The sequence below is a fragment of the Bacillus sp. CDB3 genome, from assembly GCF_002081505.1.
Lineage (GTDB): Bacteria > Bacillota > Bacilli > Bacillales > Bacillaceae_G > Bacillus_A > Bacillus_A cereus_AT.
This window is the reverse complement of sequence record NZ_ALBR01000080.1, coordinates 1-14,307: the sequence shown is the minus strand read 5'-3', so window position 1 is coordinate 14,307 and position 14,307 is coordinate 1. Positions and strand designations below refer to the sequence as shown.

Sequence of the window (14,307 nt, the reverse complement as noted above, 5' to 3'; positions counted from 1 at the left end):
GTTCAGGCTTCGGTTTTTTTCATTGATTTGCAATCTTCGAGTGAAATTCCCCTATCTAATTTCACTGCACCGCCTCATTATGTTTCTTTTGTAAAATGAAAACTCAATTTTGAAGCAAAAGAAATATAAATTTCTCTCCAAACATATACATCAAAAGGATAGGGGGGATATGATGGAAAACTCCATTACTATTAGTTTATGCATGATTGTAAAAGATGAAGAACAAACTATATCAACATGCTTAGAATCGGTCAAAAGTGTTGTGGATGAAATTATTATTGTAGATACAGGTTCAACAGATGCTACAAAAGAAATTGTGAAGAAGTACGACGCGAAAGTTTATGATTTTCAATGGATTGAAGATTTTTCAGCGGCACGAAATTTTGCGTTTTCTAAAGCTACAAAAGAATACATTCTTTGGCTAGACGCTGATGACATAATAGATACGGAAGATATAAAGAAATTGTTGCAGTTAAAAAGTACGTTAGATCGTAGTACGGATGCAGTATCTATGAAATATTATTTAACTTTTGATATAGAAGGAAATCCAACACATTCTTTAAGGAGATATCGATTAGTCAACAGAAGTAGAAATTTTCAATGGTATGGATTTGTTCATGAATATTTAGAGGTGTATGGAAATCTTATAAATAGTGATGTAGGGGTAAGTCATAAAAAAATAAAAGCATATACTAATCGTAATTTAAAAATATATGAAAAACATCTTGAGAGTGGAAAAGAATTTAGTCCCCGCGATGTTTACTATTATGCAAATGAATGTAAGGATCACAGATTATTTGATAAGGCTGTTAAGGGGTATTCTAGGTTTTTAGATGAAGAAAAGGGTTGGATTGAAGATAACATTCAAGCTTGTTTAAAAAGAGCCGAATGTTATTTAGAATTGGGGGACTTAAAAAAATCTATACAGTCTTGTTTGCAATCATTTACGTATGACACGCCTAGAGGAGAACTTTGTTGCCACTTAGGACGTGTATTTTTGCAACAAGGGGAATATTCTAAAGCGATATATTGGTACCATGCAGCAATTGACGGGCCAAGGCCAAAGGATTCGCCGTTTGTCCGAGAAGAGTGTCATACATGGTTGCCGCATATTCAACTATGTATTTGTTATGATCGAATAAAAGAATATGAAAAGGCAATTTATCATAACGAACAAGCTGCACAGTTCATACCTAATAATCCAAGCATTGAATATAATAGAAAATATTTTGATAGTTTATCGGAAAAATAATACTTAATAATACTAGATAATCATTTTGGCTGCTGAGAGGAGTTTGATTCATGCTCACAAGTATAATTATATTGACTCATAATCAATTACAGTATACAAAAGAATGCATCCAAAGTATTAGAACTTATACAGTGGAACAAGAGTATGAGTTAATAGTTGTGGACAATGCGTCAACAGATGGTACTGTAGAATGGTTACAAAAACAATCGGATATTATGCTAGTGGAAAATGCGGAGAATATGGGTTTTCCAAAGGGATGCAATCAGGGAATTAAAGAGGCAAAAGGTGACAATATTTTATTATTGAATAATGATGTGGTCGTAACTGAAAATTGGCTAAGCAACTTAATTCGGTGTTTATATGAAAGTAAGGATGCTGGAGCGGTAGGGCCCGTAACTAATAATGCCGCTTACTATACTGCTATACAAACTTTTTATAAAGATATTGAAGGAATGCAGAAGTTTGCAACTTTATATAATCAAAGTGATAAAGATAAATGGGAAGAACGTATGAAATTAATCGGATTTTGTATGCTTATAAAAAAATCGGTGTTAGATGAAGTTGGATTATTAGATGAACGATTTACACCGGGGAATTATGAAGATGATGATTTGTCACTAAGAATGTTTGAAAAAGGATATAAATTGTATTTATGTAAAGATACATTTATTCATCACTACGGAAGTGTATCGTGGAGAGAAGACAGTGTTAACTTTTCCGTAGTTTTACATGCAAATAATATAAAATTGTATGGAAAATGGGGGTTTTATGGTGAAAGTTTATACATTCATTATGATTTACTAGCGATTTTAGAGCGATTTGCGCCTGATCAAGTAAATATTCTTCATATAGGAGCTGGATGTGGTGCCACTTTATTAAAAATAAAAGGGTGTTATCAGGCAGTTTCTTTATTCGGAGCAGAAAGTAATGAAAAAGCGGCAGCTCTTGCAAATAGGGTAGCTCCTACAACTTCTGCTGCGTATGACAAGTTACATGAGGTATTTACAGATGAAAAATTCCAGTACATCCTACTATCACATCCTATTGAGCCAGCGAAATTACCGCATGTCATACAATCTATGTCACAACTTTTAACGCCAACAGGAACTTTCATTATGTCGAAATTCAATTTGGATAATTATTATGCATTAAAAAAATAATGCTTTTAAGATTTTCTCTGTGGAGATGAACTGTATTTGGCAATGTTGGAGGAACAACGGTTTCTTCTATAGAAACAAAACCGAAATCCGAGCCCGGATTTCGGCTTTTCGACGTGTGATGAATTATGAAAAAAAGAGCTATCCTATAAGTTGGTTTCACTGACTTATAGGATAGCTTCTTTACTTTGAAATAAACGGATGCTTTTCATAATAAAACCGCCATGGGTAGTGAATGGCTTCTTCTGCGTAATCAATATTAATACGAGGGCCAGCTATTATGTTATGTGTGGATGATAAATGTTCTTCTTCCGGAACTAATTCAATATGTAATGTATCACTTTGTAATGATACCCCGCGTTCTTCTAAAGTGATTCCGAGTGCGCGGCATAGTTTTCCAGGTCCATTTGTTAAGTTTTTATACTGCTTATTCGTAATATCGGTTTTGTTGTAGCGCGCTAGTTTCATGTCTTCGATTCCGTCTATAGGCTCAAGAGCACGAATGAGAATTCCTTGCGGGGTGCCGACTGGTGCTGTAATTACGTTAAAACAATGATACATACCATAAATAAGATATACGTAAGCATGTCCGGGTGCACCGAACATTACTTCTGTTCGATCTGTTCGTCTGCCACCGTAACTATGTGCGGCCTTATCATCTGGACCTTTGTATGCTTCTACTTCTACAATAATTCCGCTTCGTTTTATTCCATCCACAATATGAACAAGTTTATGTCCGAGTAACTTCTTTGCGACTTCTAACGTATCGCCTTCATAAAAAGAAGGTGGTGCCTGCATTGTACTATCTCCTTTGCTGGTTGTATATGTATATAGTAAACCAAATTTTGAGTAGTAATTCTAACTCGTTCTATTTGCTACATTTATTTCATAAATTATGGATAGAGTACAACAGCGAAGAGGGGGAGTGCGACATGATTTATCGCTTACTAGCTCTTAATATAGATGGGACACTACTATACAACAACGGAAAAATCGCAAAAGGGTTACGAGAAACAATTGAATTTGTGAAAAGAAAAGATGTATACGTTACATTATTTACGAGTCGTAATTTTCAATCCGCTCATAAAGTAGCAAAGGCGTTAAAATTAGATTCTATATTAGTGACACACGGTGGTGCTTTCGTTTCAGCAACGCTAGATAAACCGTACATTCAAAAGAGATTATCCGAAGAGAAGACTTTTAATATTGTGCAAGTGTTAGAGCACTTTGATTGTAACGTACGCATTTCTCATGAACGGTTTTCAATCGGAAATCGTGAGAGAAATACACCCAACTTAATTGCGCGTACTGTATTATCAAGCGCAGATCCGTTATTTTATCCAGTTCAATTTGTAGATTCGTTAGGTGATGCGCTTCGTGATCATCCGGTAGCGGCGCCAAAAATTGATGTTGTTTTCCATAGTAAAGGTGAAAAAGAAAGAGGGCTAACTACGCTAAGAAAAGCATTCCAAGATATACAGTATGTTGAGTGTGACCCGAAACGAATAGAAATCTTGCCGCAAAATGTATCAAAGTTACGCGGGTTACAATTGCTTGGAGAGCATTTAAATATTTCGCTAAACGAAATGGTTGCAATTGGGGATAGCATGGAAGATTTAGAGATCATTGAAAACGTTGGACTTGGGGTAGCGATGGGGAATGCGCCTGTAGAGTTAAAGCAAGCAGCTGACTGGATTACACGTTCGAATAGTGAAAATGGTGTAGAGTATATGATTAAAGAACATTTTCGTAAACAATTCCCGCTTCCGTTTTTGAAAAATCATAAAAATACACCAAAACGATGAAAAAAGAAACGTAGCGTTTTCGCTACGTTTCTTTTTTTCAGAGTGTTGGGAAACCCTTTAGGGTTCCCAACACTCTGAAATCTTTTTGATTTTAGCAAATGAAAACAACATAAAATAATAGAATTTAGAAAAATAGCCCTCCACCAGACCCTTTTTGGTCAGATGGAGGGCTATTTTTTTCATATTTTGACAAGCTGAGGTGAGATAAGCCTGCATTTGGACAGACTTCAGCCCCCGAAACCGAGCATATCGATAGCCATGGAGTTCTTTGGCGTCCGCAAAGCTTCGCTCTATAGTTGAACAGCGTACTTTATACAACTTTTTCCCTGTAACTGTTAGCTTGTTTTTTCTAGCGATATCTTTATATTTCTCCCATACATGATGAGTGATAACTTTTTGTTTCTGTTTCTTTGAAAAGCACACCTCACGTAGCGGACAAACAGCGCAGTCTTCTGGATTCGATTTATATTGACGATATCCTTCGCGATCCGTTGTCGCATACTCTAAAATACATCCCATCGGACAAGCAAATGCATTCATTTCTTCTACATATTTAAATTGGCTTTTCGGTACTTCTTTATTTCGCTTTCCAAATCGGCGATACCCCATCACCATAAATATATTTCTTTCTGATAATTTCTTACAGATATAACCTGTAAAATAGCCTGCATCAAGAGCTACAGCTTCCACCTTAAATCCGAATTTATTAATTTGAGCTTGTAGACGTGCTAAATACGGCTCGGAATCTGCCATATTTCCAGCCGTTATATAGGTATCTGTAATGATATTGTACTTCGCATCAGTTGTACGATGATCTAAGAAATGAAAACCGTTCGGTTTTCCATCTCTCATTAAAAATCCACTATCTGGATCCGTAGTGCTTATACGAGTTTTTTTAGTAGGGGTATCACTTTCCTTTCTAGGTTTTAATTCTTTTTTCCGTGTACCTCACGATCTTCGATTACCGCAGCTTCTAGTTCATCTATATAAAACTTTGCCTTTTCTTTTTTATATTTATGTACAAATTTATTTTTATTAGCATTGGCCTTAATATGTGTAGAATCTGTCATCAGTGCACGTCCTCCCACCATCCGGTTCTCCGTCGCTTGCCTCACAATCTCATCAAAAATTTCTTCGAAAATATTTGTATGAATAAAACGGGTACGGCGATTCCAACTGATTGTAGAATGATCTGGAATAGTATCTGATAGAGAAAACCCTAAAAACCAACGGTAGGCGATATTCGTTTTAATCTCCTTTTCCAATTGACGCTCAGAACGAATACCATAAAAATATCCAATAAACATCATTTTGAATAAAACGATAGGATGGATTGACGGACGTCCATTGTTTTCACAGTAATAAGGGCGTAACTTCTCCTCAATAAAATCAAAACGAATTGTCGCTTCAATCGCACGAAGGAAATGATCTTGTGGAACTAACTCTTCTACAGAAACAGATACACGTTCATCGCGATGATTTTTTAAAGCACCCATCATAAGAAATCTCTCCTTTTCCTCTTTTTTATCAGTGTTGACACATAAAAAGAGGTTCAGACACAAAAACAGGCTGTGGAGAAGACTTTCTCCACAGCCTGGAAAAAAGAAACGTAGCGTTTTCGCTACGTTTCTTTTTTGTTTTTATGCTTCGATTACTTTAAGCATTCTATTTAAAAATGCAGCAGCTTCACCACGTGTTGCTGTACCTTTTGGGACAAACTCGTTTCGCTCATTACCTCTTACAATTCCGTATGCATAAACGTTTTGTAATGCTTTTTTATTGTATGCTAAGTCTTGGTCAGTGAATGGTAATTTCACTTCTTTTCTATAAATCCATTTGTATTCTAGTGCACGATCAATCATAATAACAGCTTCATCACGTGTTATTGTAGCATTTGGATCAAATTTATTATTCCCGCGACCATTAATTATACCTGCGCTAGCGGCACGATTAATTCCATCTACTAAAGATGCATGTGCTTCGTTTAAGTCCGTAAATTTAGAATTTCCAGCAGGTAACTTTAAAGAGCGGGACATTAAGTTTGCAAATTCTGCACGTGTTACAAGACGATTTGGCCAATAAGAACCATTACCGTCGCCGAACATAATTTTTTTAGCTGCTAACTGGCGAATATCTTGCTCATACCAGCCACCTGTAATGTCGTCTTTTTCATGTGGGATTTCTTCAGGGATAACATCTTTACGATTTTCATTATAATAAGCATTTGTTCCTTGTAAGAAAGCATTCCATTGTCCACGTTGAATCATAAATGCAGGACAGTTTTTTCCACTCCAAAATTGGTGCTTTTGAACGTGATCTAGTGAGATATTTAGTTCATTCATTAAATACGCAGCTAATTTGCGGGCGTTTTCTACTGCTTTAACATAATCGCCATCGCTATTTACAGCAATTTCAATTCCGATTGATTCATAATTTCCAGTTTTATTTCCAGCATGCCATCCAACTTCATTTAATGGAAGGTGTTGATAAATTTCTTTATCATCGACAGTAAAATGCCAAGATGCTGAACGATCAGTGTTTCCACGTGCTTGACTATCTAAGTACTTTGCGTGATTTAAAGCGTTAGCACCTTTGCTCGTATTAGCAGTTTCATGAATTGTAATGTATTTTGGATCCATTGCGTATCCAGGTCGAATGTTTTCATTACCTTTTGGGACAATCATTTCTTTAAATGTCACACCATAAATATTGCTTGTATATAAATTTGCGGGAGTTCTATATAAAGTTTTCTTTTCTGTAGAACTTTTATTTTCTAATAAGGATGCTTTCGTACCTTCAAACGTAGCTGAAGGCGCGTAAATCCATTTTGGTTTTTCGTTTACTTGAATTTTAAACCAATTCCCAGATTGTTCAGTAGGAGTGATTGTTTGTGGTTGTATTTTATTTTCTTCTTTAAATGGTTCGAAAGGAAGTGAATATGTAAAAGTCTCTTCCTTTATAATTAATTTTTTATTGGAAAGTTTATGAATCTCTCGTACTTCTAAACTATTATCATCATTATTGATCCAGCCAGAACTAGACGCAGTTTGTACATAGTATGCAGTATCTTTTTTCTTTGTTGCCTTTACGACTTGGTCAGTAACTTCACTATTTATTTTGTTCTGTAAAGTGTTCGAATCATATAGTGGAAGTTTTTTTGATAAATGGAGCAGATATTCACCATTTATTTCAAGGTGATTCTCTTCATCATGTCGATGTTTTTTTGCATGTTCTTCGATGCTTTTTAAGGCTTGTTCATCAGTAGATGTTTCTGTGTTTGTCTTTGCAGTTTCTGCAAATGAATAAGTGGGAGTTGCAAATGTTTGTAATGCCAAAGAAAGTGCTAAAATGTTGTAAAACTGTTTTTTCATAGTTGTTATAACACGCTATAGTCTGTATCTCGTGTTAACAGTCCTCCTTTATATAGTTAAATTAGTAACAAAATATGTTCTAGATTGTAGCAAGAGTATGTTATAATGTCTATACAACTAGAAAATGTTCGCGAAAAATCAATATTCAGTATGTTATAAATATAATATAGAAATAAGGTAAAACCTTCTGTATTGACCTGCAAACTCCCTTCAAGTAAACTAAAGAGAGTTTGCAAATGAAAAGGTGATAATGTTGTTAATTTCAATTAAAACGTTACAAGATGATCGTTTTTTACGTCCGCTACAAAATATTGGCGGTTTATTTTTTGAAGAGAGCACGATAGGGTTTGAGAAAGAAGAAGCAAATCTTATAGTTGATATACAGATAGAAGGTAATGTGACAGCATCGGCTCGTTTAACAGATGTTGCGACTGGAAATGTATATGAAGAAACATTCTCGAAAGATTTATCTGCTTTCACAGAAGAAAAAGAACGTATGAAGCAAGTGAAACATGTTGTTTCTTACGTATATCTTTCTGTACTTCAACAGCTAACTGGACTTGAACAGAGCTGGGGAATTTTAACTGGGGTACGCCCAACGAAGCTTCTTCACAAACTGCTTCAAAATGGTATGTCAAAAGAAGAAGCGCACCAAGAACTTCGTGAAAGTTATTTAATTCATGAAGAGAAAATTGAACTTCTTCAGCGTATTGTTGATTGCCAATTAGCGGTGGTTCCAGATTTATACCGCTTGAAAGAAGAAGTAAGTATTTATATCGGTATTCCGTTTTGTCCTACAAAATGTGCGTACTGTACGTTCCCTGCTTACGCAATTAACGGACGCCAAGGATCTGTTGATTCATTCTTAGGCGGTTTACATTATGAAGTTCGTGAAATCGGTAAGTTTTTGAAAGAAAAAGGTGTTAAAGTTACGACGATTTATTACGGCGGTGGTACACCGACGAGTATTACGGCAGAAGAGATGGATATGCTGTATGAAGAAATGTACCAAGCTTTCCCTGATGTGAAAGATGTACGTGAAGTAACAGTTGAGGCGGGTCGTCCAGATACGATCACACCAGCGAAGCTAGAAGTGTTAAATAAATGGAACATTGACCGTATTAGTATTAATCCGCAGTCATACCATCAAGAAACACTAAAAGCAATTGGACGTCATCATACTGTAGAAGAAACAATTGAGAAGTATCATTTAGCACGTGAAATGGGAATGAACAATATTAACATGGACTTAATTATTGGTCTTCCTGGTGAAGGGTTAGATATCTTCAAGCATACGTTAGACGAAACTGAAAAGTTAATGCCAGAATCGTTAACAGTTCATACGTTATCATTTAAACGTGCTTCTGAAATGACGCAAAACAAACGTAAATATAAAGTAGCAGGTCGCGAAGAAATCACTGCGATGATGCATGAGGCGGAAGAGTGGACGAAGAACCACAATTACGTGCCATACTATTTATATCGTCAAAAAAATATTTTAGGTAACTTAGAAAACGTTGGGTATGCAATGCCTACGCAAGAAAGTATCTACAATATTGTTATTATGGAAGAAGTACAATCGATTATCGGACTTGGTTGCGGGGCATCAAGTAAATTTGTTCACCCACAAACAGGAGCAATTACACACTTTGCGAATCCGAAAGATCCAAAATCATATAACGATGGCTTTGTGAAATATACAGAAGATAAACTGAAAATTTTAGAAGAGCTATTCGCGTAAGAAGAAGAAGGCTATCCCAATTTTGGGATGGCCTCTTTTTAATATAGGGGCTATTGCCCACCATTTTTGTTGGTAACTCGATATATTTTGAATATCGACGACATAATTTCAATTACCAAGATACCGCACTGTTTGTAAAACTATGTCGATAATAATCAGAAAAATTAGTCAGATTATTAGAGGACAATGTCTACTTATAGACGAAATGATAGATTTATGAAAGAGAAAAGGGGGAAATTGTTGGCATGTACATGACGATAGGGAGAATTTTTGATTTAGCAGTTGGCAAGTATCCAAATAAAGAGGCGTTAGTAGAACCAGAAAAAAATATTCGCTGGACATATAAACAGTGGGATGAGCAAATAAATAAAACGGCGCAAGCTCTATTGAAAGAAGGAGTAAGAAAAGGAGACTCTGTATCTGTTTACTTATATAACTGTCGTGAATTTGTAAACGTTTACTTAGCCTGTGCCAAAATTGGGGCGATCTTTAACCCGATTAATTTCCGCTTAAAAGCAAAAGAATTATCGTATATCCTCCAAGATGCAGCCTCGAAATTAGTTGTCTTTGAAAAAGCAGTCGAATCAACTGTTGCTATGATTGAACGAGATTTTCCAAATACGTCTTTTTGGTATGTAGAAGACGATACACCTTCCTATGCGAGTTCTTACCATGAAAAAGTAAATGAAGCATCAGCTGAAAAAGTAGATATTGTAGTAGATGAGATGGATTATTGTTCTATGCTTTATACGAGTGGTACGACTGGTCATCCGAAAGGTGTACTACATCGCCATCGTGATATGGCTGAGCATAGTATGATTTGTACGTATTTCATAAAATATAACAGGGATAGCGCCGGACTTGTGGTAGCGCCTTTATATCATTGCGGCGAGTTAAATGCTGGGATCATACCGCGAATTCAAGTTGGCGGAAAGAATGTTATTTTACATCATTTTGATACGGATCGAGTGTTACATACAATTCAAGAAGAGAAGATTACGACGTTTTTTGCAGCACCAACGATGTGGAATATGTTACTGCAAAAAGATCTATCCGAGTATGATTTAACTTCGATGAAAATCGGTGTATATGGCGGGGCTGCGATGGCTCCAGCACTAGTGAAGGAGTGTAAAGAGCGTCTTTATATTGATCTTGTCCAAATTTACGGAATGACAGAAATGGGACCGGTTGTTGCGTTTCTCGTAGAAGAGGATCAAATTACGAAAGCTGGTTCAGCAGGAACACCGTGCTTTAGCCATGAAATTAGAATTGTTAAACCGAACGAAGATGCACCAGCAGAGCCAGACGATGTATTGCCTCCTTATGAAGTAGGGGAAATTATTTTGCGCGGCCCGACTATGATGGCTGGATATCATAATCGAGAAGAAGCAAATGCAAAATCGATGTATAAAGGGTGGTATCATTCTGGTGATTTAGGCTACTTCGATAAAGACGGCTATTTATTCGTCGCAGACCGCGTTGATGATATGGTAATTAGCGGTGGTGTAAATATTTATCCTCGTGAAATTGAAGATTTCCTTCATAGTCACCCTGGTGTATTAGATGTTGCAGTACTTGGTGAGCCAGATGAATTATGGGGAGAGCGTGTCGTTGCGGTCGTTGTAAAGAAAGATGAAAATATTTCAGAAGCTGATTTAGAAATGTATTGTAAAGAAAGTGATGAATTAGCAGATTATAAACGTCCGCGTCATTACTTATTTGTAGATGAACTTCCTCGTAATGCGAGCGGAAAATTACAAAAATTTGTGCTAAGAGAGTCGTTAAAAAGCGTGAAGAAATAAAGGGTAGAGCAGTCGTCTATACAAATAAGGCTATCTTTCTTAATAAGGAAAGGTAGCCTTATTATTGTGAAATTATTAAAAATGAGGAGATAACAGTCTAAAAAAAATTGTATGCACCTCTATTTATAATTACTTCCTATTATTATAGTAAAATATATTTTATTATTTCCTGTTTTAATTTTAATACTATAGGATCCTTGTTAAAAAGGTTATTTTTGAAGTGATGAGAAATATTAAAATAGTAAATGTGGGTGTGTAATTTCGGAATATGTTCGTGCTTCGGTACTAGTGGAATAAAATTATTAAGGAGAATGGTGATGGATAATGTTTGAAAGAGAAAAAAATCAGTCATCAGATGACCGTATGACTAAAGTGGTCATTTAGTATATTTTGGTAGCATGAATATAGTAACAAATTAATATACAAATGAACAGTCTTGTAATGCATTTTTATTAGTACTAATATTTATTGTTGGCTGCCAAAAAAAGAGAACAATATGGTTAATGAATCGTGTTGTTTACTGCTTTGTTTTGCATGATTAAAGATAGTTTGATGCTGCAAATATTCTTTAGTTGTAACCTTTTTTCAAGGTGGTTTAGGGTGAAAAGGATTTTGTAATATAAAAATGTGATGATTAAAATTGGAGGCGTTATGAGTACATATTTAAAAAGAATATCTGTAATTTGTTTTATTTTTACTGTTATAATTGGGCAAGTTTTTACACCTATCGTAGGGCATGCTCAAGAATTAAACACAACAGGATTTGTTGATAGTTTTAAATTTGAAAAGACAAAATTAAATTATGGGGACAAGACTAGCGTACATGTAAACTTTAGTGAAAAGCCTGGCAAGAAGATGAAGTCTGGGGATACATTAACGTTAGCACTTCCTCCAGAATTAAATGGATATAGTGGAACGATCCCATTAAAGGATGAAAAAGGGCGCGTTTTTGGTACTTGCCAGATTAATAAAAATAATGTGGTCTGTACGTTTAATGATACAGTAGAGCAGCTTGAAGATATTAGAGGGAATTTTAGTTTTACTGTTCAAGGTACTAATGTAGAAGTTGGAACAACGAAAGATGTCCAAACGAATTTAGGAACAAGTTTAGAAAAACAAACGGTAAGCATTACTCACCCAAAAAGTGAGGGGCAAGAGCCTGGGTACTTTTTCTATAAATCTGGTGATATTCAGCCAGACAAAAGTAATGAAGTACGTTGGTTTTTAAATATAAATTTGAAGAAACAATATTTACATGACAATATCGTTTTGAAAGATACGTTACAAGAAGGACAATTACTGAATAAAGAGAGCTTTACTATTAATGTAAATAATAAAGAACAATTGTCCATTCAACAATTTCAAGAGCGGGGTTATGGATACATTAAGTTTACTAGTGACAACTCATTTGAAGTTGTAATTTATAGAGATAAGGGGCACGCTACTTCATTTACTGTTGCCTATAAATCAACTATTACTGAGAGTGGGGAAAAGTTAAAGTTTTTACAAAATGATTATAAACTTGATTATCAAATTTTATATGAGAAGCCTATTTCTGAATCAAATAGTGTGAAAGTCGAAAATATAGAATTTGATGGTGAAGTTGAAGGGAAATTACCTGCAAAAGGAACGCTCCAAATTGTTAAGCATATTGAGGGCAACGAGGGGAAAGTTATCCCTGGTGTTTCTTTTAAATTGTACACAGAGTCAGGTCAGCAAATTGGTGATTCTTATACAACAAATAAAGACGGAGTAGTTGAAGTGCCAAACATTACTCCAGGTAATTATTATGTACAAGAAATTTCAGCACCGAACTATGTAGAGTTTGATCCAAACGTAAAAATCCCCGTTACGATTATGAAAGATGCTGTAAATGGAGTAAAACTTCTGGTTCCAAATAAGTTGAAAACTACATCCGTTGCAGGAACGAAAACGTGGGAAGGCGACAAAGTAAACGATCGCCCAGAAACAATTAAAGTAGATTTACTGCAAAATGGTAAAGTTATTACAACGAAAGAAGTTACCGCAGCAAATGGTTGGAAATATGAGTTTGAAAAATTACCAGCAGTTGATAATGAAGGAAAAGCTCATAAGTATGAAGTGAAAGAAAAACCAGTATCGGGATATCAATCGAAAGTTAATGGATATGATATTACAAATATTAAGATACACGAAGCGCCAGAAGTAGAAAATCAAGGTAAAGAAGAAACAATAGAAGAACTGGAAGATCCAACTAAACCGGAAGAACCAAAGGTGACAGAAGAGCCGAATAAGCCAGAAAAACCAGAGGTAACAGAAAAACCGGAAATTTGGGTGAAACCAGAAGAAGAAAAGATTGAAGAAGAAACAACAGGAGAACTGGAAGAACCAGTAAAACCGGAAGAACCAAAGGTGACAGAAGAGCCGAATAAGCCAGAAAAACCAGAGGTAACAGAAAAACCGGAAATTTGGGTGAAACCAGAAGAAGAAAAGATTGAAGAAGAAACAACAGAAGAGATGGAAGAGCCAGTAAAACCGGAAACGCCAAAGGTGACAGAAGAGCCGAATGTGCTAGAGAAACCAGAGGTAACAGAAAAACCGGAAATTTGGTAAAACCAGAAGAAGAAAAAGTTGAAGAAGAAACAACAGAAGAAATGGAAGAACCAGTAAAACCGGAAACGCCAAAGGTAACAGAAGAGCCAAATGTTCTTGAGAAACCAGAGGTAACAGAGAAACCGGAGATCTTGGTAAAACCAGAAGAAGAAAAAGTTGAAGAAGAAACAACAGAAGAAATGGAAGAGCCATCGAAACCGGAAGAACCAAAGGTGACAGAAGAACCAAATGTGCTTGAGAAACCAGAGGTAACAGAAAAACCGCAAGTAGAGGTAACACCGATTGAAGAAGAAACAACAGAAGAAACAACAGAAGAAACAACAGAAGAAATGGAAGAACCAGTAAAACCGGAAACGCCAAAGGTAACAGAAGAGCCGAATGTGCTTGAGAAACCAGAGGTAACAGAGAAACCGGAGATCTTGGTAAAACCAGAAGAAGAAAAAGTTGAAGAAGAAACAACAGAAGAAATGGAAGAACCAGTAAAACCGGAAACGCCAAAGGTGACAGAAGAGCCGAATGTTCTTGAGAAGCCAGAGGTAACAGAGAAACCGGAAATCTTGGTAAAACCAGAAGAAGAAAAAGTTGAA

At 35.8% G+C, this 14,307-nt stretch carries 9 protein-coding genes and 1 pseudogene; 7 read left to right on the top strand and 3 right to left on the bottom strand.

Features of this window, described 5'->3' with window-relative positions:
• Positions 1-172 precede the first annotated feature (172 nt).
• Both CDB3_RS19835 and CDB3_RS19830 read left to right on the top strand, forming a co-directional pair.
• Positions 173-1,252, top strand: coding sequence for a tetratricopeptide repeat-containing glycosyltransferase family 2 protein (locus tag CDB3_RS19835; RefSeq protein WP_128855684.1), 1,080 nt, complete (start codon positions 173-175; stop codon positions 1,250-1,252).
• Between the two features lie 50 nt (positions 1,253-1,302).
• Positions 1,303-2,412: a glycosyltransferase family 2 protein gene (locus tag CDB3_RS19830; protein ID WP_128855683.1), complete on the top strand. Its 1,110-nt coding sequence runs from the start codon at positions 1,303-1,305 to the stop codon at positions 2,410-2,412.
• Between the two features lie 180 nt (positions 2,413-2,592).
• On the opposite strand, the gene CDB3_RS19825 is transcribed toward CDB3_RS19830, so the two are convergent.
• Complete coding sequence (locus CDB3_RS19825; protein WP_088009786.1) at positions 2,593-3,207, bottom strand: DNA-3-methyladenine glycosylase; 615 nt, start codon at positions 3,205-3,207, stop codon at positions 2,593-2,595.
• 134 nt (positions 3,208-3,341) lie between these two features.
• Between CDB3_RS19825 and CDB3_RS19820 the strand changes: the two genes are divergently transcribed.
• Positions 3,342-4,214, top strand: coding sequence for a Cof-type HAD-IIB family hydrolase (locus CDB3_RS19820; protein ID WP_098764201.1), 873 nt, complete (start codon positions 3,342-3,344; stop codon positions 4,212-4,214).
• Positions 4,215-4,271: 57 nt separating this feature from the next.
• On the opposite strand, the gene CDB3_RS19815 is transcribed toward CDB3_RS19820, so the two are convergent.
• Together CDB3_RS19815 and CDB3_RS19810 are read right to left on the bottom strand one after the other, a co-directional pair.
• Positions 4,272-5,713 (bottom strand): IS1182 family transposase gene (locus CDB3_RS19815; protein WP_372708522.1). Its coding sequence is split into 2 segments (ribosomal slippage): positions 4,272-5,152 and positions 5,152-5,713, totalling 1,443 coding nucleotides; the frame shifts between segments, so codons are not numbered across the junction.
• 141 nt (positions 5,714-5,854) lie between these two features.
• Positions 5,855-7,585 carry an S-layer homology domain-containing protein gene (locus tag CDB3_RS19810; RefSeq protein ID WP_128855682.1) on the bottom strand — a complete coding sequence of 577 codons (1,731 nt, stop codon included), beginning with the start codon at positions 7,583-7,585 and terminating at the stop codon, positions 5,855-5,857.
• A 250-nt stretch (positions 7,586-7,835) separates the two neighbouring features.
• Here CDB3_RS19810 and CDB3_RS19805 point away from each other — a divergent pair, with 250 nt between their 5' ends.
• The 4 genes and pseudogenes from CDB3_RS19805 to CDB3_RS32485 form a co-directional block, all read left to right on the top strand.
• Positions 7,836-9,326 (top strand): coproporphyrinogen III oxidase, encoded by a 1,491-nt coding sequence (locus tag CDB3_RS19805; protein WP_128855681.1) that lies wholly within the window; start codon positions 7,836-7,838, stop codon positions 9,324-9,326.
• A gap of 245 nt (positions 9,327-9,571) precedes the next feature.
• Entirely contained in the window at positions 9,572-11,128 is a 1,557-nt protein-coding gene (locus tag CDB3_RS19800; protein ID WP_128855680.1) for a fatty acid--CoA ligase, read from the top strand.
• Between the two features lie 651 nt (positions 11,129-11,779).
• Positions 11,780-13,720, top strand: a complete 1,941-nt coding sequence (locus CDB3_RS19795; RefSeq protein WP_256869889.1) for a Cna B-type domain-containing protein — start codon at positions 11,780-11,782, stop codon at positions 13,718-13,720.
• A pseudogene (locus CDB3_RS32485) lies at positions 13,714-14,307 on the top strand (Cna B-type domain-containing protein); the annotation flags it as partial. The gene CDB3_RS19795 and the pseudogene CDB3_RS32485, both read left to right, overlap by 7 nt.